This is a genomic window from Clostridium sp., from assembly GCF_050717535.1.
GTDB lineage: Bacteria > Bacillota > Clostridia > Clostridiales > Clostridiaceae > Clostridium_AD.
This window is the reverse complement of record NZ_JBOITM010000024.1, coordinates 1-22,529: the sequence shown is the minus strand read 5'-3', so window position 1 is coordinate 22,529 and position 22,529 is coordinate 1. Positions and strand designations below refer to the sequence as shown.

The 22,529-nt window shown below is 31.0% G+C and carries 15 protein-coding genes and 1 pseudogene; 13 read left to right on the top strand and 3 right to left on the bottom strand.

Annotation, left to right across the window (positions count from 1 at the left end; translation table 11 throughout):
- Positions 1-289: 289 nt before the first annotated feature.
- The 8 genes and pseudogenes from ACREVU_RS04515 (at position 290) to ACREVU_RS04480 (ending at position 15,943) form a co-directional block, all read left to right on the top strand.
- Positions 290-649, top strand: coding sequence for an HsmA family protein (locus ACREVU_RS04515; protein WP_431550430.1), 360 nt, complete (start codon positions 290-292; stop codon positions 647-649).
- Between the two features lie 520 nt (positions 650-1,169).
- The gene (locus ACREVU_RS04510) at positions 1,170-1,799 is read left to right on the top strand and encodes a hypothetical protein (protein ID WP_431550429.1); all 630 of its coding nucleotides are present in this window, start codon (positions 1,170-1,172) and stop codon (positions 1,797-1,799) included.
- Positions 1,796-3,817 carry a flotillin family protein gene (locus tag ACREVU_RS04505; protein ID WP_431550428.1) on the top strand — a complete coding sequence of 674 codons (2,022 nt, stop codon included), beginning with the start codon at positions 1,796-1,798 and terminating at the stop codon, positions 3,815-3,817. The genes ACREVU_RS04510 and ACREVU_RS04505 overlap by 4 nt, the downstream gene beginning before the upstream one ends.
- Before the next feature lie 94 nt (positions 3,818-3,911).
- Positions 3,912-8,858 carry a DNA repair ATPase gene (locus ACREVU_RS04500; protein ID WP_431550427.1) on the top strand — a complete coding sequence of 1,649 codons (4,947 nt, stop codon included), beginning with the start codon at positions 3,912-3,914 and terminating at the stop codon, positions 8,856-8,858.
- Between the two features lie 431 nt (positions 8,859-9,289).
- Positions 9,290-10,480 (top strand): annotated as a pseudogene (locus ACREVU_RS04495) (PAS domain S-box protein); the annotation flags it as partial.
- A 9-nt stretch (positions 10,481-10,489) separates the two neighbouring features.
- Positions 10,490-12,286 carry an HD domain-containing phosphohydrolase gene (locus tag ACREVU_RS04490; RefSeq protein ID WP_431550433.1) on the top strand — a complete coding sequence of 599 codons (1,797 nt, stop codon included), beginning with the start codon at positions 10,490-10,492 and terminating at the stop codon, positions 12,284-12,286.
- A 581-nt stretch (positions 12,287-12,867) separates the two neighbouring features.
- The gene (locus ACREVU_RS04485; protein WP_431550426.1) at positions 12,868-14,934 is read left to right on the top strand and encodes a RecQ family ATP-dependent DNA helicase; all 2,067 of its coding nucleotides are present in this window, start codon (positions 12,868-12,870) and stop codon (positions 14,932-14,934) included.
- A gap of 13 nt (positions 14,935-14,947) precedes the next feature.
- Positions 14,948-15,943, top strand: a complete 996-nt coding sequence (locus ACREVU_RS04480; protein ID WP_431550425.1) for a DNA-processing protein DprA — start codon at positions 14,948-14,950, stop codon at positions 15,941-15,943.
- A gap of 127 nt (positions 15,944-16,070) precedes the next feature.
- Here the strand turns inward: ACREVU_RS04480 and ACREVU_RS04475 are convergent, their stop codons facing one another.
- Together ACREVU_RS04475 and ACREVU_RS04470 are read right to left on the bottom strand one after the other, a co-directional pair.
- Positions 16,071-17,459 carry a DUF4317 domain-containing protein gene (locus tag ACREVU_RS04475; protein WP_431550424.1) on the bottom strand — a complete coding sequence of 463 codons (1,389 nt, stop codon included), beginning with the start codon at positions 17,457-17,459 and terminating at the stop codon, positions 16,071-16,073.
- Positions 17,460-17,566: 107 nt separating this feature from the next.
- Positions 17,567-17,707 carry a hypothetical protein gene (locus ACREVU_RS04470; protein WP_431550434.1) on the bottom strand — a complete coding sequence of 47 codons (141 nt, stop codon included), beginning with the start codon at positions 17,705-17,707 and terminating at the stop codon, positions 17,567-17,569.
- On the opposite strand from ACREVU_RS04470, the gene ACREVU_RS04465 reads away from it, so the two are divergent.
- Positions 17,694-17,843, top strand: a complete 150-nt coding sequence (locus tag ACREVU_RS04465; RefSeq protein WP_431550432.1) for a hypothetical protein — start codon at positions 17,694-17,696, stop codon at positions 17,841-17,843. The two genes, ACREVU_RS04470 and ACREVU_RS04465, sit on opposite strands and share 14 nt — an antisense overlap.
- 183 nt (positions 17,844-18,026) lie before the next feature.
- On the opposite strand, the gene sstT is transcribed toward ACREVU_RS04465, so the two are convergent.
- Positions 18,027-19,265: a serine/threonine transporter SstT gene (gene sstT, locus ACREVU_RS04460; RefSeq protein ID WP_431550431.1), complete on the bottom strand. Its 1,239-nt coding sequence runs from the start codon at positions 19,263-19,265 to the stop codon at positions 18,027-18,029.
- Between the two features lie 742 nt (positions 19,266-20,007).
- Between sstT and ACREVU_RS04455 the strand changes: the two genes are divergently transcribed.
- From ACREVU_RS04455 to ACREVU_RS04440, 4 genes are all read left to right on the top strand, one after another.
- On the top strand, positions 20,008-20,532 hold the full coding sequence (locus tag ACREVU_RS04455; protein WP_431550423.1) for a hypothetical protein: 525 nt from the start codon (positions 20,008-20,010) through the stop codon (positions 20,530-20,532).
- Positions 20,516-20,941 (top strand): abortive infection family protein, encoded by a 426-nt coding sequence (locus ACREVU_RS04450; RefSeq protein ID WP_431550422.1) that lies wholly within the window; start codon positions 20,516-20,518, stop codon positions 20,939-20,941. Before ACREVU_RS04455 ends, ACREVU_RS04450 begins: the two co-directional genes overlap by 17 nt.
- A gap of 275 nt (positions 20,942-21,216) precedes the next feature.
- A complete protein-coding gene (locus tag ACREVU_RS04445) occupies positions 21,217-22,113 on the top strand; it encodes a hypothetical protein (RefSeq protein WP_431550421.1) in 897 nt (298 codons plus the stop codon).
- 145 nt (positions 22,114-22,258) lie between these two features.
- Positions 22,259-22,423, top strand: coding sequence for a helix-turn-helix domain-containing protein (locus ACREVU_RS04440; RefSeq protein ID WP_431550420.1), 165 nt, complete (start codon positions 22,259-22,261; stop codon positions 22,421-22,423).
- Positions 22,424-22,529 lie beyond the last annotated feature (106 nt).

Below are 22,529 nucleotides of genomic sequence, written 5' to 3'. Positions count from 1 at the left end.
AGTTTCTATATCTGAGACATATTTATTAAAACATTAATTTCTATTGAACCGCCGTGTACCGAACGGTATGCATGGTGGTGTGAGAGGTCGCTAAATAAATTAATTATTTAGCTCCTACTCGATTGGAAAAGAAAAAGTGACATCTTGCTTTAAAAACAACCTTTTATTTTGAGATAGTCATTCACTGTTAATTGTAAAAATCAATTAATTAACTACTAGAAATATGATATTGCATAAATACTAGTAATAATGTAATATTAAATAATGATGTTTTTAAGGGGGAATAAAAATGCTAGTTTTTTCAATTGTTTTAGTGAATTTTGCATTGATTATTTATACAATTTCTATTTTTAGTGAATTCAGACGAAAGACATTGCTTCCTTGGCACGTTGGTATGGTTAGTATTGGTTTGATTTGTGATGTATTTGCTACTTTTATAATGTATAGGATTGGTGGTAGTATGGTACCCGTTGGGGCACATGGGCTTTTAGGATATATTGCATTAGTACTAATGCTAATTAATACGATTGGGTCTATATTGACATTAAAAAAATATAGAAATTTAATTAATCAATTCTATAAATTTAGTATGTTTGCATGGGCTGTTTGGGTTATTTCTTATGTGGCAGGTATATTAGCACATGTGTAATAGTGATAGATAGCTATAATGTATAGTGAATCAAAGGTTATGTATAAATATAAGTGGAGATAGTGTAATGGATTGTGGATTTAAAGATGAAGATAGATGTGTTTTTTTCGCAGATAATGAAACCAGCATAGCAGGTTTGTTTTATGATATTGTAACTGAGGGTACATTGATGACCTGATATAAATAAGAAATAGGACACTCGAAAGGGTGTCTTTTTATTGTAGAAAAAAATGTGGTAATAGTTTTGGAATAAACGATTAGTTTGAAATAGTAAATAGATTTTATTAAGTTTTGTGAAATGTAATGGTTACTAGTACCTAATTTTAAAAATACTATATAAAGGTATATTAGCCTTAATGTAGAATTATAGTCTATAACACTCTTATATTAATTATGTTTATATATAACTTAGTTGGAACAAACAAGTCACTTAAAACAATAGGAGTTATGCAACTAATTTATTTAATAATCATTAATATAATACTAACAATTGTTATAGAGGGTGAAAAAGGAGGTTGTTATGCCAGAACTTTTTAAAAATGCATTTACAGGGGTAAACATTATACCTACTGTATTGTTAATATTTATAGTGTTGTATTGGGTTATTGCTATTATTGGTGTCTTAGACTTTGATTTTTTAGATTTAGATTTAGATTTTGATTTAGAGGGTGGTGATACTTTAGGCCCACTCTATGCACTATTAGCGTTTCTAAATGCAGAGGAATTACCTTTTATGTTTGTTTTCAGTATATTAACATTGAATTTTTGGATTATAGCTATGTTAATGTATTACTTACCTATAGCCACTGGAGGGTTATTGAATACGGTATTACTAATACCTGCAATGATGCTTAGTGTGATTATTACTAAGTTTGTGTCCTTTCCGCTAAAAGTTATTTTAAAGTATAGCAGTATGCAAGAGGATGGAGGTAGTGAAGTAATCGGTCAATTATGTACACTTAAAAGTAATGTCAAAAATGGGCGACTAGGACAGGCAGAAATAAAAAGAGAGGGGGCCAGCGTGGTGATAAATGTAAAATCTGAAAATACTGTAGAGTCATTTCATAAATATGAGGTTGCATTTGTTATCAGAAAAGACATTGAAAAAAACATGTATTATATTGTTAAAAATGAAGGAGTGATAAAATGAGTTATTCGGTTCAGGTTATGTTAGTTAGTATAGGTGTAGTTGTAGTAGTAATCGTTGGTTTATTAGCATTGTTTTCAAGGTTCTACCATAAGGTGGATCAGGGCAAGGTTATAATAAGAAATGGTGTTGGTGGTAATAGAGTGTGCTTTGGCGGCATTTTTGTAGTGCCTATAATACATAAACGTGAAATCATGGATATTTCAGTTAAACAAGTGGAGATTAATAGAGAAGGTAAGGATGGGCTCATTTGTAAAGACAATCTAAGAGCTGATATTAGGGTTGTATTTTTTGTTAGAGTAAATCAAACACGTGAAGATGTACTAAAAGTGGCTCAGTTATTAGGCTGTCAGAAGGCATCTGATCCAAAAACACTGATGGAATTTTTTGATTCTAAGTTCTCAGAAGCTTTAAAAACAGTTGGTAAGAAGTTTGATTTTATTCAGCTATATACTGAACGAGAGACTTTTAAGGATGAAATTCTTCAAATTATTGGAACGGATTTAAATGGTTATCTCATGGATGATGCTGCTATTGATTATCTTGAACAAACTGATGTTAACTTACTTAATTGTAATAATATCTTAGATTCAGAGGGTATTAAGAAAATAACTGAGCTTACTGCAAAACAGTCAATATTAGCTAATCAGATACAAAGAGAGAAAGAAAAAACTATAAAGCAACAGGATGTATCTGCAAGAGAGGCAATATTAGAACTTGAAAAGCAAAATGCAGAAGCAGAAGCAAAGCAGAAAAGGGAAATCGCTATTATTAATTCTAGAGAAACTGCAGAAGCTGCAAAAGTAGCCCAAGAAGAGAGATTAAAGTCAGAACTAGCAAGGGTTAAATCCGATGAAGAAATTGAAATTGCTGAGCAGAATAAAGAGAGACAAGTTATTGTTGCACTGAAAGCAAAAGAAAGTACAGACGCAATTGAGACTGAAAGAGTTGATAAAAAAAGGTTGCTTGAAAGAACAGAGAAAGAAAAATTAGTTGAACTTGCCATTATTGAAAAGGAGAAAGCATTAGAAGTTGAAAAGAAAAACATTCAGGTAGTCATAAGAGAAAGAGTAACAGTTGAGAAAGATACTGCTGTTGAAGAAGAGAAGATTAAAGATACCCGTGCAATTGCAGAGGCAGAGCGTTTTAAAACTGTAGCTATTAAAAAAGCACAAGAACAAGGCGAAAAAGACCGTATTATTAGGGTTATAGCCGCAGAGGCTTCAAAACAAGCAGCTGAATCTTTAGCTGAGGAAACCATTATTGATGCTGATGCTAAACTTAAGGCTGCGCAAAAGGAAGCTGAGTCAATTAAGGTTATTGTTGATGCTAAAATTCTTGAACAATCCACCAGTGGTATAGCACAGGCAAAAGTTATAGAAGCGAAAGCTCTAGCACAAGCTAAAGGTGACAGTGCTATGATTGATGTAAAAGAGAAAGAGGGCAGTGTTGAGGCTGATATCTTAAAGAAAAAATATCTAGCAGAAGCAGAAGGAATTAAAGAAAAGGCTAATAGTATGAAGGCATTAGATGAAGTTGGTAGAGCTCATGAGGAATTTAAACTTAAACTTGAAAAAGAGAAAGAGATTGAACTTGCCAATATCAATATTCAAAAGGATATTGCACAGGCACAAGCTTCAGTTATTAATGAAGCACTTAAATCAGCTAAAATTGATATTGTGGGTGGAGAAACAATGTTTTTCGATAAGATTATTGGTTCAATTACTCAAGGTAAATCTTATGATCGTTTAGTTAATAGTAGTGAAGTACTTACTGATATTAAAGATACCTTTATTACAGGTGATCCAGAGTACTTTACGAAAAAATTACAAGAGTTATCTGGTAGGTTTAACTTAACGTCAGAAGATTTGAAAAATATATCAATAGCTGGCGCTGTTAATAGGATGATGAGGGATGCTGATGCTGATGCTGATGATAAGACAATGTTAAGTAAGTTATTAGATACTGTTAAAAAAGCAGGGGTTGGTAATTTACCAGCAAATATTATACATGGCAAGTAGCAATACTCAAATAACTAGTCAGTATGTTAGTGCATTTATTTGAATGTGCCTAAAGAAAATATGTCTAAACTACACGTAAATGAGGTAGATAAAGTTGGATGATAATGAGAATAAAGATATAAAGACTGAAAATAGCGATATGGATAGTAGCACATATGAGGTTATTAAAAATCGTCTTATAAAACAAGGAGATGATTTAAAGGAACGTATTGAAAGGCTTAACTTGGTGCGAAAAGAAGTTTTTGGTTCTATTGAAACAAAGCTTCTTAGCAGCGAGAGGATAATAACAGAGAATAATTGTATACCTAGAGATATGGCGCCTGTAGATGATTATTTCATTTTTGGATACAATGTCAATATTGGGCTTAAATCTAAGGTAGAACTCAGTGATGTATTTTCAATTTATACATATAAAGAATGCACATTTCAAAAGCAGACACTCCACTTAATTAATGACGAGCAGTTTTTAAATGATTTTGATGATCTGTATAAATATTATAAGAATACTTTTTTTGCTAAGTTTACAATAATAGAACCATATTTCTACATGATTTTTCAAACTGGAGTGAATGCCACTGATATTAAATCCTTCAAATGGCTAATTGAAGGTGACACACTAATATATATAGATTGTAGAAGTGAACATGAAGTTAATTTTGCGAGTAAAAATGATTTCAATTTTGTTAAAGCAACAAGGGACGATCAGCATAGTGGTATTCATCCCCATGTTTCAATTCTAGATAAGGTATTTGTGGAAACTCTTGGTGGAGATTTAACAATTAAAGTTGAGGATAATACGCACACAGGTAAGGGGATTTATTCTGAAGAAGTGGAGGATAAAGACCAGAACCTTGATGATGCAGAAATATTCTATGCTGATTTAGGTAAAATAATAATACTTAAAATTAGGCCCTATAAGGAAAATGATTATAGGTACTTTGTATTTAACAATAAATTAAAGAATGTTATAAGAATTGATTCAATTAAAGATACTTGCATGCTTTTACCTGGGAATCATGGACTCATTTTCCCGAAAGGTTATTATCTACAAAATGGGGAATATAAATTATTTGATGTTACCGTAGAGAATTCAGTATTTGATCAGATGATTAGCTCATCTAATGGAGAAGATTATCAGTATATTTTCTATAATATGGAAAGCGGCACATATTTAATATATTCATATAACATAATCCAGCAAACAATTAAAACACCAATTGTTTGCAGCGGATACTCACATTTCAATAATGGTGAAATGATTGTATTTAAACATGAAAATGAACCTAGAAAGAATCATATGATACAGATATGGAAAACACCATATGTGGGAAAAAATTATGTAATTGAAGGACACACTGATTCCATTCTTTTTAATATCGGCAATAAGGATATTGTTAATTGTATGGCTGATTGCACCATTGTATTCAAACTCATTCAAAAGGGTGAGAGCTATCAGAGTATTTACATTGATATTGTAAAAGAATCGCAGCAAATAATTGATGCGTATTTTTGGGTAGATAAAGAGGAAGCATATAATTTAAAAGAAGCGCTTTTAAGTATAAAAGAGACATCAACATTTGCAATAGGTGAGTTTGAAAAAGTAGTAAGAATAAAAAACTCAACGCAAAACCAAATAAGCGATGTGAAAAATGCATCAGAGGAACTATTAAAAAAACTAGAATATGGTAACTATGATAGTGTGGATGAATATGTAAGAGTCCTTACGGATATTCGAAATCTTAGAGGTAAGATTGTTTCACTAAGGGATTTAAGATATATAGACTTTGCCATTGTTGATTCACTTGAGACAAAAGTTAAAGAAAAAAATGAAGAATTCGCGAAGAAATGTGTTGAATTTTTAATACAGCCTGAAGGGCTTAAGGTTTATGCCCATAGAGTAGAAGACTTGCAAGAGGCCGTTGACAAGGTTAATAAATCAAAAGAGGGCAAAGAGCTTACGCAAAAGATGGATGAAGCCTCTAGCGATTTAGAACTTCTTATAGATATTATAGGCAATTTTAAAATTGAGGACCCTACCATGACAACGGAGATAATAGATAAGATTTCATCATTATTTTCTCTTTTAAATAATGCAAAGGCAAGGGTAAAGTCTAGGGTAGAGGAATTTGCTAAGAGTGAAATGATGATGCAGTTTAACTCCCAAATGAAACTTCTTAGCCAAGCTGTAGTAAATTATTTGGATATTTCAGATACGGCAGATAAATGCGATCAGTATCTTAATAAGGTTATGGTTCAAATACAGGAGTTAGAAGGAAAGTTTGCTGAATTTGATGATTATGTAGTAAAACTTAGTGAAAGAAGAGAAGAGTTATATAATGCTTTTGAAAGTAAGAAACAGTCACTTTTAGATAAGTTAAATAAACGAATACTTGGATTATGTAACTCTTCGCAGCGTATTATCAGTGGAATAGCTAATAGGTTAAAAAATTTTGACTCTATAGAAGGAATAAATGGATATCTTGCTACTGACATAATGGCCGAGAAGACCCGGGATATTATATCTAAACTTAGAGAGCTAGGGGATAATGTTAAAGCTGATGAGATTAGTTCAAGATTAAAGACCATAAAAGAGGATACTATTCGCAATTTGAAGGATAAGCAAGAGCTATATGTAGACGGAGAGAACGTGATAAAACTAGGCAAACATCATTTCTCAGTAAATACAAAAGCAATAGATCTTTCCATAGTACAAAAGGATAATCAATTGTATTATCACATATCAGGAACAGATTTCTGGGATAAGGTAGTTCATCCAGAAATTAACAAGTATCAGCATGTGTTTGACCAGAGTATCCTATCAGAGAATGTAGATGTTTATAGAGCAGAATATCTTGCTTATTCAATTTTTGAAGCAGCAAGAAAGATGCAATTTGAGACATTAGATATTTTGTATTCAAAGACGGAATCGCAATTAGTTAAACTTGTTCAAAAGTTTATGGAGCCTAGATATCAAGAGGGTTACACTAAAGGGATACATGATAGTGATGGGGCAAAGATACTAAAAGTATTACTTGAACTTCATTGCAATATAGATTTGTTAATATATAAAAGCCAGATTAGAGCTTTAGCTAGATTGTTTTGGAATCGTTTAGTAGATGATGAAACTAAAAAGCTGCTGACGGTTCGCTTAAAAGAATTAGCTAAGGTTCAGTTATATTTTAGTTCATCACCTAATCTGCAGAACTATGTTCCATATATAATTGAAAAACTGAAAAATGCCTATAAGGACATAAGCTTTTTTGATAACAAATGTATCCCTGATGCGGCAGAGTATCTTTGCATGGAGATTATGAAAGGTGAAGATTTTGTAGTAAGCATTGGAGCTAAAAAAATATATGATGGATTTATGAAATATTTACGAGATAACAATGCTTTTGATGAATTTTCAACATCAATTAAAAATAGTTCGAAAGATATAGAAGGAGTTTTCTATCTTATTAAAGAATGGGTTAATGCTTATCGATTGGATGTAATAGACAATACCAATATATTTGAAGCTTTGGATGCAGAAGAATTATCAGGGTTACTTTACGAAGTTATTGTTATGCTAATTGACGATAATGCTAGTTTAGGCAGAGTTATCAATGTAGAGACTCAAACAACTATAAAGGGACTGGTTGGAACACACGGCGTAATTAATGGAGGCATATATACAATATCTTATACAAAATTTATGCAAAGGCTAAAATATTATAGTGAGATTGTAGTTCCCGATTATCTTAAGTTCCAGAATATTAAAAAGGAACTGGTAGAACGATTTAAAGATGAGCTTCACTTGGATGATTTTAAACCAAAAGTACTGTCATCGTTTGTAAGAAATAAGCTAATAGATAAAGTGTATTTGCCACTAATAGGGAATAATCTGGCTAAACAAATTGGTGTTGTAGGAGAAAATAAGCGAACTGATTTAATGGGATTGTTACTTTTAGTTTCTCCACCGGGTTATGGTAAAACTACTTTGATGGAGTATATAGCAAGTAGACTTGGTATTAATCTTGTTAAAATTAATGGGCCCGCGCTAGGAAACGAAGTCACATCATTAGATCCTATGATGGCTAAGAATAGTAGTGCTAGAGATGAACTTAGAAAACTCAATCTTGCATTAAAAATGGGAAACAATGTAATGATATATGTTGATGATATTCAGCACTGTAATCCAGAATTTTTACAGAAATTCATATCATTATGTGATGGTCAACGAAAGATTGAAGGGGTATACAATGGAGCTGCGCAGACTTATGATTTAAGAGGTAAGAAGGTAGCTGTAGTTATGGCAGGAAATCCTTACACAGAAAGTGGTGAAAAATTCAAGATACCAGATATGCTTTCTAATAGAGCGGATGTATACAATCTTGGAGATATGCTTCGTGAGAATGAAGAAGCATTTAAGCTTAGTTACATTGAAAACAGCTTAACTTCAAGCCCTATACTTAGTAAACTATCAAATAGAAGCCAGAAGGATTTATATGGTCTTATTGAAATGGCTAAGGGAGTGGAAAGAGAAAAGGTTAATTTTGAGGGCGCTTATTCAATAGATGAGCTTAATGAATATATTGGTGTTATAGAAAAGTTGTTTATAGCACGAGATATAGTATTAAAAGTTAACATGGAATATATATATTCAGCATCTCAAGCTGATGAGTATAGGAATGAACCACCTTTTAAACTTCAAGGTTCTTATAGAAATATGAATAAGATTGCAGAGAATGTTGTTTCTGTTATGAATGATGAAGAATTATTTGAGAAAATACTGGGAAGCTATGAGAATGACTCTCAAACATTAACAACTGGGGCAGAAGCCAATATGCTTAAATGGAAAGAACTTGCTTCCTGTTTAAATAGTGAAGAACAGAAACGTTTAGATGAAATTAAAAAGATATTTGTTGAAAACAAGTTTATAAAAGGTGATGACAAGATAGGGCAAGCGGTTATGGCTTTAAGTAATCTTACTGATAATTTAGAAATGATTAAAGAGATAATGGCTAAAAGTAATATGAAAAATGAAATTCAAAAATCCTAAAAAGATATTTGTTAGGCTATTCAAGGAGTATTGTAGGGACCTTATTTTAACGACATTTCAGAAGGGAGGTCTCCTACTTCTATAAGTGGGAGTTACACACTGTAACAAAGAGAAAACTTCAGTGGGAGTCTAAATATCCTTCTGAAGTCGTTAATATGCAGCTCCGCATGAGATGATTTAATAGCGAATTCGCTTTGCTGAAAAAACTGTAAGGTCTGCAGATTATAAACAATAGCAGCTTTCTATGATAAAATTTAAATATCATAGAGAGCTGTTTTATTATAAGAAAAATGGTGAAATTACAAAAATATATATTAAAAAAATGTAGAATATACCAAATATTTATAATATAATAGATAAAAGGATATTAAAGTGCGAAATTATGTATTATAACTATATGCTTAATAAGTTTGGAGCTGGGGGTATAAATCATGAGTAACAACGAATCTTTTTATAAGAGCTTGTTTAAAAATAATCAAGAAATAATGCTTCTTATCAATGCAGAAACATCAGAAATTGAAGATTGTAATCTATCAGCTTGCTACTTTTATGGATACACCCATGATGAGATGTTGAAATTGAAAATTACTCATTTCAATATACTTACAGAAAATCAAGTAAATAAAGAAATCAATTTTGCAAAAATTGAGCACAGAAACTATTTCTATTTTAAGCATCGGTTATCAAATGGACAAGTTAGAGATGTGGAAGTTCGTTCTACTCCTATAAATTTACAGGGTAAAAAATTATTGTTATCTATTATATCAGACACTACAAATAATAAAATTTATAGCGATAAACTAAGGAGTGAAAATACTCTTCTTGAAAAAACTGTGGCTCAGCAAACATATAAGCTAGAAGAAACTGAGGCAACACTTAATAAATCTAACAATATGCTTTCTTCTATTCTAGAGAGTACTCCTAAAATAATAGTATTCACACTTGACTTGAATTATTGTTACCTTGCATTTAACAAAAATCACCAGAATACAATGAGGGCAATATGGGGCAAAGAAATTGAAATTGGAATGAACATGCTAGATGTTATTGGCAAACATGAAGATTATAAAAAAGCAAAAGAAAATTTTGACCGGGTTTTAACTGGTGAGAGCTTCGACATTATTGAAGAATACGGTAATGAGAATCTCTCAAGGTTGTTTTGGCAAGATTTTTGGTCTCCTATCTTTTCTACTGATGGAAAGGTAATAGGACTAACTTGTTTTGTTATAGATGTTACGGAGTTAAAAAGAGCGGAAGCAGTTTTGAAGGAAGATAAGGCATTTATAGAGGCACTACTTGAAAGTGTTCCGGGATATTTTTATGTTTATGATGAGTTAGGTAGACTTATTAAATGGAATAAAAAACATGAAGAAATGACGGGGTACTCAGCAGAGGAATTATTACACATGCCCCTTGATGAATGGTTTGAGGGAGACGATGCGATAAGAGTAGCAGCAAGCGTTGAGCAGGTATTTGCTACAGGAAGTGGAGAGGTAGAAGCACATTTGCTTATTAAGGGTGGTGGCAAGTTACATGTATTGTCCAACGGTGTACGTTTAATTTTTGAGGGTAAAACCTATTTTACGGGGGTAGGCATAGATATAACTCAGCGTAAAAAAAATGAGGAAAAGTTGATAGAAAGTGAAAGACAGTTTAGGTATGCAGTAGAGGAAGCACCAATACCAATCATGCTACAGGCTGAGGATGGAGAAGTTATAAAGATAAGTAAAGCCTGGACGGATATAACAGGGTATACATTGGAGGACATTCCTACAATTCCAGTGTGGTTAGAAAAAGCCTATGGAATGAACAAAGAAGAGGTTAAAGATCTAATTAACTCAATATTTGATTTGGATAAAAATCAAAATAATGGCGAGTTTACGGTTAAAACAAAAGATGGACATGTCCTTATATGGAATTTTTATTCTTCATATATAGGAAAATTGCAAGATGGTCGTAAAATGGCAATGAGTGTAGCAATTGATGTAACAGAACATAAAAGGCTGGAAACAGCCCTTGCACAGGAAAAAGAACTTTTAGAAACTACTCTAATATCTGTGGGAGATGGTGTAATTTCTACGGATAATAAGGGTAAGGTCTTGTTTTTAAATAGAGTTGCTGAGAATTTAACTGGTTGGCGTCAAGAAGCTGCAAGTGGAAAATCTATTGAAGAGGTATTTAATATTGTAAATGAGTTTACAGGAGAAAAGAGTGAAAACATAGTTGAAAAAGTACTTGAAAGTGGAAAAATACTTGAACTTCCGAGTCATATTATACTAATTTCAAAAGATGGTATTGAGAGACCTATAGAAGATAGTGCTGCACCTATTATTCAAGAGAATGGCGAAATTGTGGGTGTGGTATTAGTGTTTAGAGATTTTTCTGAGAAAAAGCAAAAACAAGAAGAAATTGAATTTTTAAGTTATCACGATCAACTTACGGGGCTTTATAACCGTAGATTTTATGAAGAAGAGTTAAATCGACTTGATACGGAAAAAAATCTTCCTATGACCATTGTTATGGGGGATGTAAACGGGTTAAAACTTATTAATGATTCCTTTGGACATAACATGGGTGATGAGCTTCTTAAAAAAGTAGCAGAAGTGATAACTAAAGGGTGCCGGTCTAATGATATTGTAGCTAGACTTGGAGGAGATGAATTTGTTATTATATTACCTAAGACTGATGCCTTTGAAACAGAGAGAATTATTAAACGTATAAACGAGCTAGCATTAAATGAAAAATTAGTTCCCGTTGGTATTTCTATTTCATTTGGTTATGAAACTAAAAATAATGAGGAAGGAAAAATCCAAGTAATATTTAAAAAAGCGGAAGATCATATGTATAAGAAAAAACTCTTCGAAAGTCCAAGTATGAGAGGAAGGACAATTAATGCGATAATAAATACTCTTCATGAAAAAAACAAAAGAGAAGAACAACATTCACATAGAGTCTCATCACTATGCGAAAGCATGGGAGAAGCTCTTGGCTTAACTGAAAAAGAAATTCAAGAACTGAAAATGGTGGGGCTACTTCATGATATAGGGAAAATAGCTATAGATGAGAATATACTAAATAAGCCAGGCAAGCTTACAGTAGATGAATGGAAAGAAATTAAGCGTCATCCAGAAATAGGATATAGAATACTTAACACAGTTAATGACATGTCTGATATTGCTAACTATACATTATATCACCATGAAAGATGGGATGGAAAAGGATATCCCAAAGGTCTAAGAGAAGAGGAAATACCATTTGTATCAAGAATTATAACTATAGCAGATGCCTATGATGCAATGACTAGTGAGAGAAGTTACAGAAGTGCTCTTCCTGAAGATGTTGTAATAGGCGAATTAGAAAAAAATTCAGGTATTCAATTTGATCCTAAACTTACTTGCGTATTTATTGAAAAAGTATTAGGGCGGTAATCCTTAAATGGAACATGATTTTTACAAGCAGTTAATTGGAGAAATATAAACTTTCAGAATCTTTAAATAACAGTAATAACTATGTATTTTTGGCAATTAATTATTCGAGATATTTTTTTGGGTTTTACTTGAAGATTTCGCTACGTACTCTCGTGACTTCAATCATTAGAGGTTCACGTATAATTAGAGCAGTAGAAATGATAACGTCCCAAAATTGGAATGGTATATTAAAATTAAAGGCATTTAAATAAAAGAGAATCGTCAGGGTTGACGGTTCTCTTTTGTACGTTAAAAGTTTGATTTCAAAAGATTTGCAAAGTATTTATTGCAGTGAGTAGATAAATTTAAAGTTGTTACAACACTTATGGAATTTATTAAGTAGTATAGAATAAATTCCATAAGTGTTGATAAAATAATGAATAAAATATTAGATAATAGTCAAAGGTTAATATTGAGGATGCGTAATTATTGAATATAAATTCTGATTTAGAATATACAAGGTATAAGAAGATAAATGTTCTAACTTACATAAGATATATCAGATATAACAAGTTATTAAAAAAAATAAAGGAGATATTGAAATGTTAAATAAAGATTTTATCTTAAAGATATTATGGAAATATTATGGTGATGGCTCAAACTTTAGAGAAGGTCAAGATAAAGCTATATTAGCAGCGCTTAATAACCAAAGGACACTAGTTGTACAAAAGACAGGATGGGGGAAAAGTCTTGTATATTTTCTAACAACTAAAGTACTAAGAAATAATGGAATGGGGCCTACAATAGTAATCAGCCCCTTACTATCCCTTATGAACAACCAGATAGATTCAGCAAATAAATTTAGATTAAATTCTAGAACGATTAATTCAAATAATAAAGACGAATGGGAATTGATAGTTAAAGATTTATTAGCTGATTCAATAGATATTCTATTCATATCTCCTGAAAGACTTGGGAATAAGGATTTTGTTGATAAGGTCCTATCAAAAATCGAAAAAAATATTGGAATGTTAGTAGTAGATGAAGCACATTGTATATCAGATTGGGGACATGACTTTAGACCAGATTACAAAAGAATAGTAAATATAATAAAAAGATTGCCAAGAAATGTTCCACTTATTGCTACAACAGCAACAGCGAATAATAGAGTGATAAATGATATTAAGACTCAATTAGGTGAAGATTTATTAATATTAAGAGGACCATTAACTAGAGAAAGTATATCTATAGCTATAGTTAAATTGGGTGATCAAGCGGAAAGATTAGCATGGTTAAATGATAACCTTAAAAAGTTAGAGGGCACAGGAATAATATATACATTAACAGTTGATGATACAAAACTATTAACAAATTATCTTAATGAAAAAGGTTACAAGGTAGAAAGTTATTATGGGGGATTGTCATCTGAAGAAAGATTTATAAAAGAAGAAAAGCTATTAAACAATAAAATAAAAGCTTTAATAGCAACAGTTGCATTAGGAATGGGATTCGATAAAGGAGATATATCTTTTGTTATACATTATCAAAAACCAGGCAATGTAGTTGCATATTATCAACAAATAGGAAGAGCAGGAAGAGCCGTTGCAAATTCAAATGCTATTTTGCTGTGTGGGAAAGAGGATGATGAAATAAGTAATTATTTTATTAACTCAGCTTTTCCTACAGAAGATGAAATGATTAAGGTAGTAGATGCTATAAAAGTTTCTAATGGAATCGGGCAAAAGCAAATATTATCTTTTGTAAACATGAAAAGTGGTAGGTTAGAAAAGTGTCTGAAGTACCTAGAAGTAGATGGAGCAATATACAAAGAAAATTCAAAGTACTATCCAACCATAAATAATTGGCGACCAAATTTAGAGTACTCAAAGGCTATTTCAGAAATTAGAAGATATGAGTTAGAACGTATGAATGATTATATTGAAACTGATGATTGTTTAATGGAATTCATAGCAAATGAGCTTGATGACATGTCAGCAAAGAAATGCGGTAGGTGTATGAATTGTAGGCCAAGTGAATTTACAAATAAAGTAGAATTACAACATGTAATTGATGCAACTAAGTTTTTAAAGGGGAATTATATGGTTATTGAACCAAGAAAACAGTGGCCTACTGGAATTAATATAAATTTTAATAGTAAGATAAAAATTGCTCCTGAACATATGATGGAGCCGGGTATTGTGTTATGCTGTTATGGAGATGCGGGTTGGGGAGAATTAGTAAGAGAAGGTAAGAATATAAAAGAAAATTTTAATGATGGTTTAGTAGAGGCAAGTGCTAAGATACTAAAATCAAAACTTAGTGAGTGGGGTATTGATTCGGTAGTATATATTCCTTCAATAACAAGACCAAACCTTGTCAAAGATTTCGCTTATAGACTGGCAATGAAGTTAAATTTACCTTGTTATGATGCTATAGAAAAGATTGCTAATACACCACAGCAAAAGACACTAGAAAATAGTTATTATCAATGCGAAAATGTAATAAAAGGTTTTGGATTAAAGAGTGGGTTAGGATATCTAGGAAATGTATTAATAATAGATGATTGTGTTGATTCTAAATGGACATTTACTTATTGTACCTATTTATTTAAAAATGGCTATGCTGATAAAGTATATCCTTTTGCACTTGCCAAAACATTAGTTGACTAAGGGGGAAATTAACATGAGTTTATCGGATAATGATAATGTTACATTATTATTGACAACCTCATTAGGAATTAAGGATAAGAATATTAAGCTACTATCTTTAGGAGAGTGGAACAAACTTGTTAAAAATATAATAACATCACATATTAAAGAACCAGGAGCTTTGCTTGGTTTAGATGAAGTACAGATTAGAAGTATTTTGTCATTAAAAGAAGAAGAAGCTAAAAGAATTTGTAAATTATTAAATGGTGGTGCTTCTCTTGCAATTGAATTAGAAGATTTGAACAAAAGAGGTATATACACTTTGTGCAGGGGGGATAAATTATATCCTAAGCTTATAAAACGTAAGTTAAAGGAAGGTGCACCAACTGTAATATTTTATGCTGGCAATATAGAGCTATTAAATAATACTTTAATAGGTATGGTTGGTTCTAGAAATATAGATGAAGAGATATTAGAAAATACTATTATGATTTCTGAAAAAGTAGTTAGTGAAGATTTAACTATTGTTTCAGGAGGGGCTAGAGGTGTAGATTCTACATCAGAAACAGCAGCATTTAATGTAGGGGGGAGCTACATTTCATTCATATGCGATTCATTAGTAGCTAGGATTAAAAAGAAGGATGTAAGAGAAAGAATAGAAACAGGAAGATGTTTGTATTTAACTTGTGACAACCCTACATTTCCATTTACAGCATGGAGGGCAATGGCACGAAATAAGTATATTTATAGTTTAGCTAAGGCTACTTTTATATTGAATTCTGATTACAAAAAAGGCGGAACATGGAAAGGCGCAATTGAAAATCTTAAAAGAAAATTGTCGATGTCATTTGTAATAAATAATGGAAATAAGGGCAATGTAGCATTAATTGATCAAGGGTGCAATGCAATAAATTTAAATAAAGAATTTACAATTAATAAGTTATGTGAAAGTAAAATTGAAGATAAAGTTAGTGAAAATATAGAACAAATTGATTTTTTATCTTCATTAATTTATAATAATTATTTATAATAATTATTTATAATAATTATTTATAATAATAAAAAGTAAATATTAAAATCTTATGAATCATGTTCTTAAGATTTTAATATTTATAAAATAGGTGTAAAACCACTATTCCTTGAGGGTAGTTGACTTATTATTGATTATCCCAATTTGCATCGCTCTCTATGCCATTAACAGTAGTTAGTTCGTTGTCATTAATAGGAATAACTATGCATTTTTGGCCATTAATTATTTGAGATTTTATTTGAGATATTTTTTCGGGTTTTACTTGAAGAATAATATCATAATCAGGGGTAACATTATTATCTTCTGAATTTATATCTGTAACTTTCTCTAAATTAGTTTCTAAAGTTTCTTCTAAATCAGTTGCGCAAGCTTCTTCTACAAGCATATTATCATCACTATCTTTTGTAGACAGGGGAGTTTCATTATCTATAGTATTCTCTTGTTTAACTTGATCAAGTCTTGCCTTAAGTACTTCTACTTGTTTATTAAGCCGTTCTTCCTTTTTCCTTTGTACATTTGCCTTAAGAGCTTTTGCGTCAATTAAATGTTTTGCTAAAGGGATATCATCACCAAAGTTTTCTACATAAGAATTTTCAATCATAGTAGTAATTTCGCCTGGAACTTCACTGTCTATTAAAAGGTTTTGTATATCCTTATTTGTTAAGCTTATAGGTTCACAATCTGTATCATCATTTAGAGCATTGTATTCTTCTATCATAGTGCTTAGGTTTTCTTGTATGTCCATAAAAATTTTATCAGCTTTATTTTCGTCGTCGCTAAAAGAATCTTTAATAATTGACTGAAATGTTTCCTTTTGCACAGTAGCGGTTTGTTTTGAGATGCAACCTAAAGCATTTTCCATTAATTCAGGATGTGTATCCTTTGCATTTTTGGTGTAATACATAATAGAGTTAACATCGCAGCTACGATCAATAAAAGCAGGAAACACAAAGCCATTAGTTGGGGATTCAACTACCCAATCTCTAATACGTGCTTTTATTTCATTTTGCTCTTCAAAGTACCTTAGACCAGGTCCGGAAAGTGAAACTGGACATATTGCACATAACACATATTCATATACTTCTTCAGATTCATCTATCCTTATATTATCTTTGGTTTTAGCAATAACATCATAAGCATCATGAAAAAAGAGTATTAAAAAATTACCAGTGTAATCATAATTAGCTATAATCAAGTCATAAAGATTATCTACAACAGTATCATCTTTTAATTGACTGTTTTTAAGCTGCATAAGCGAATTTTGTCTTTCATTAGTAAAATCTTCATTAGCTTCAAAGTTAAGCTCTAAAATATTATTCCCAATAGTTCCAGAAAGTACTTTTTTAGCAATTTCTAAGTATTTAAAGTATTCCTCCTCATCTAAATTTAGAAAGTTTTCTCTAAATTTTAAAATAGTATGTTTTTCTCCATTAACATAGCAACCACAAATTTTGGTGAAGGTGCATTGGTCTTTTTTAAAACGTCTTTTTAACTCAAGTATATCTTTTTTTCTCATGCATAAACTCCTTTATTTATAGACAAACCACACGTAAACTTATAGTTGAAATGGTTTGTCTTTAGTATTTTTGTTTGTAACTATAATTAATATATTATCGTTATTAATTATAGTATTTTTTTTGCATTAATTAAAGGGTTTATATATAAAATCAATGTTTTACGGAAATTAGATGACATTAAAGCTGATGAAAATGGAATTCCAACTGTGACTGAAGCTGAGGTTAATTCACTTATGGATTTAGTCATTTCAAAGAACATTTTTATATCAGCCAATGGTAGATTAACAAGCAAGAAAGATTTAAATTTTATTCAAAAATCTTCACCATTAATTCTTTATTTCAGCATACTTCTATCACATTGGTGCCCTATACTAAGATTATAGATTAAAGTAAAATTACTAAGTAGTAATGAGATTTAGCAAACAAAAACTTCCAGCTTATGTCACGACCTCATGGGACGTAATAATAACTGGAAGTTTTTGTTTGCTACTATTCTTAAATTTATAATCACACGAATCCACACAATATGAGAAATAGCCTAAATAAGGTTATTTCTCATGTTTTCTTTATGCAACCTTATCGATATCTATTTCTTTTCCTTCTTTACGCCACTTAGCAAATTCAGCAGTTGCTGTGAATAGTGCATCTGTGGAAGAGTTAAGTGCCGTTTCACATGAATCTTGTAAAACACCTACGATAAATCCTACACCAACTATTTGCATTGCAATATCATTTGGTATTCCAAATAAGCTAGCCGCTAGGGGTACTAATAATACCGAACCACCAGCTACACCTGAAGTTCCACAAGCACTTACAGCTGCCACTATGCTGAGAATTAATGCAGTAGGTATGTCCACTTTAATTCCAAGTGTGTTTACGGCTGCAAGGGTCAAAACAGTAATGGTAACAGCGGCACCAGCCATATTTATAGTAGCTCCTAATGGAATAGATACTGAATATGTATCCTTATCTAAACCTAGGTCTTCACACAAACTCATATTTACAGGAATGTTTGCAGCTGAGCTACGTGTAAAGAAGGCAGTAATACCACTTTCTCGTAAGCATCTAAGTACGAGTGGGTACGGATTTTTACGAATATTTATGTACACAATGATTGGGTTGACAACAAGAGCCACAAAGAACATACAACCAATCAAAACTGCAAGTAATTGTCCATAGCCTAGTAATGCTGATACTCCATTTGTAGCAATAGCATCAAATACTAGACCCATGATTCCTAGTGGTGCAAAGTTTATAACCCATTTAACCATTTGGGTTACTGCATCTGAAAAAGAAGTGATCATTGTTTTTGTAGAATCAGAAGTGTTTTTCAGTGCCAAACCAAGAACTAACCCCCAAGATAATATGCCGATATAATTGGCATTATAAAGTGCTTTTACTGGGTTATCAACTATATTAAGTAGTAATGCTTTAAGAACTTCTACAACACCCCCAGGAGCTGTAACATTCTTAACACCTTCTGTGAGCGTTAATGTTACAGGAAACATAAAACTTGCAATAACAGCTACAAGTCCAGACAAGAATGTTCCTAAAAGATAAAGTCCGACAACTGATTTTATATTGGTTTGATGACCACTCTTGTGTTGAGAGATTGCAGCCATAACCAAGAAAAATACCAATATAGGCGCAATCGATTTCAAAGCACCAACAAATAAAGATCCAAAAATGACGATCGGTTTTGCCTGTTCAGGAATTGTTACGGCCAAGACAACACCTATAAACAATCCTATAATTATTTGTTTTACTAAACTGATTTGGTTCCACTTATTCATTAGTTTTTTCATTATTATTCCTCCTATAGTTAAGGAAAGATGAAACAATACATAGCTTTTTTATGTAACTAGCTGTTTTTTATTCTCTCACTATTTATAATTGTGCTAAAACACGTACAAGAGAACCCTAACACAAATTATGCAATTTGTAAACTTGTGGGGTAGTGCTAACATTTTTCTTATGCACACCAACAGTATAATGGCTACCACTGGATTTTGAGTTGTACATGCTGTGTTTTAGTATGCGTTGGTATATATTAACAAAAGACTGAAATACAGTCGTATCAACACTTTGAAGAATTTGTAATACCTATAAGATGTTAAAGCATGAGGTGGTTTTTAATGCAAACTAATCAAAGGTAGGTACAGTAGCTAACAGGAAGTCTAAGTTGTAAGTATAATCATATAAAATAGTGTATAGCGAATTAAAGAAATATGACTACGGAGAATCAGGTGGCTTAAAAATTATGAGATGTAAGTGAATAACTTATTTTAGGTAGATGAGATGATTGTCGTGTTTTAGCAAGAATGTAACTTGTAATTACAGTCTATGGTATCGTGTCAGTATCCTGAAAAATGCTGGAAGTGTAAAGCTAGGAGGAAATGAAATATTGGATGTTCGTTTAGAATTAGTAAAATTGTTTATAGTTCATGCCGTCCCAAGGTAAGTAAGATAATATTTGGAAGAGATATTTAATAATAATATTTGAATACAATTTTAGAATTTAATATTAATATGTTAGGAGAATTTATAATGTTTAAGATAAAAGGAATATTTGATGTTTTTTCTAAAAGAAATAAGATTAAAAAGGAAATTGCTATTAATGCGGAAGTTAGAAATAGAGTTATTATGTTAATAATAGGATTATCAGATAATGATGATAATAATGGCCGGTATTATAGTTGTGGAAATATTTTTAGTATGGAAAAATTTTGTGGGGAAATATTGAAAACTTTAATGATGAGATTAGGTAAATTTAATATAATTATTAGAGATAGTGGAGTAGTTAATGGAGTTGCAGAATTTCTAGTAAGCTGTAAGGGCGAAGTGTTTTTAGACTTTATTGAAGACTGCTTTAAAACAAATGAGTTTAGAGTTGTGCGGATAGATAAAAAGAATGAATTTATAGACAATATTAATTATATATTTACCCTTGAAGATATTAAATTTGAGTTGACAAAATTCAAGGAGTATTGGTTAGAAGAAGGAATAATGAAAAGATTAGATTCAACAACTTATCCTCAAGTTATATGTAAAGAGGATGTATTTATTAATTAATGCTCGTGTAATGGAACCAGTACTTGAATTATTAATAGATGATAAATTTAAAAATGCAAATAATGAATTTTTAGAAGGATTGTCACATTATAAACATAAAAGATACAAGGAATCTATTGTTAGTTGCTGTTGTGCTTTAGAGAGTGTTATGAAGATAATTAGTTCAAAAAACAAATGGGAATATAAGGATAATATGACGGGGTTACCTTTAATAAAAAATATTATAGAACAAAGTCAATCGCCAAGTTGGTATGAAGGGATTATAATGCCAACATTAACAATTAGGAATAAGTTGGGACCACATGGAAAAGGTATAGAAAAAGTTAATGTAAGTAAATCACATGCACACCTGCAAATAAATTTAGTGGCCTCTCAAATTGTATTTCTTATTGAAGAGTATGATAAGTAAGTATAACAAGCTGAAGTAATAGAAGATTTATTAGCTTGCTTTTCTTTCTATTTTAATGGGATATTTGAAAGTGATAAGAACTTTATAGAGAACTTAATAAGAGATGAACAACAAAATATATGTGATAGAAGCATACCACAAAAACTATTACCCGAAATATTTAAAAGAAATATATATATAAGCGAAGATAAATCAGATGAATTTAACAATTTTATGAATAATTTAATAGGTTACCTAATAAAAAATACATGAAAGTTATAGCATCAATAAAATAGGTGAAAGATGCTATTATAACTATAAATTACAATTTAGAATTGGCTTATACAATGATTGTAGCATCAATAGAATCATTAGCAACAGAATTCGATAATTATGATACACAATGGCAAGATTGTCTTATGCAAAAGAATAGAAGGAAAAGGTTAGATTCTATACTAGAATCAATTGACTATTGTTATAGTAAGGAAATTAAAGATGTTATTATTGAAGACACTCATGCAAGACTAGGAATGCGATATAGATTGTTTATTTTAAAGTATATATCGGATAAGTATTATGAGGAAAGGGTAAGTGAAAATATATTAAAATGTAAGGAATCACTATTAGAAAGGGCTATAAAAAATTCATATCAATTAAGATCCTCATATATACATGCTTTAGAAAGTATGCCTAATATAATAAAGTATGGTGGGAATTCGGAAGTGTATAGCAGCAATGAAGGTGATTTTTTTACTTTTAGTGGAATTGTTAGAATCACAAAGTTTGTCATAAAAGAGTTTATCTATAATGAAGAAAAATTAGAGAAAGAAGACATTGATTATTTCAATAGGTTACCAGGAACTATAGAGGTAAAATTAGCATCAGAATATTGGATCAACAAAGTGGGGAATTATGAAATTAAAACTTCTAAAATTTATTACCAAGGGTTATTAGAGTATATATCAGCAGGAGACTATAAGGAAAAAGGATTTATTTTATTAGAAGAAATTTGTAAAAAAATTGAGATATTAATAAAATTCAGTGAACATAGAATGGATATAGTAAATAAGATTATAGTAAAGGCATATAGGGAAAATGCAAATGATAAATATTTAGAGGATATTTATTATAACTTAAAGAATAATGAAGAGTTTGAAGTTGTTAAATGGCATGAACACTATATATTAAATTGATAACTGAACCATGCACACTCGTGATTTCAATCGTGAGTTAATGGTTCTTTTACGCTAGTAAAAACATTTTTATAATTTGCAAATAGAATATATGTTCTCATACGAGGGCATAATAATAGTATGAAAGAAGGTGGTTGCCTTGCCGATGAGATTAACTGTAAATGAGAAGAATAAAATATTAGCTAATGAAGGTAAACAACTCTTAAATTATGGGTTAGTACTTAGAATTTATCCAAGTGAAGAACAGAAAATACTTATAAATAAAACATTTGGGTGTTCGCGGTTTATATATAACTCAACTTTCGCATGACAAAAACACTAGCTTTTCCTTTAGACACTCAGGCAATGTGGATATAAAATAGTCCATAAATGAATTTATTTGTTCTTTTGTTAATGAAAGTTTTTCGTGTAATGCA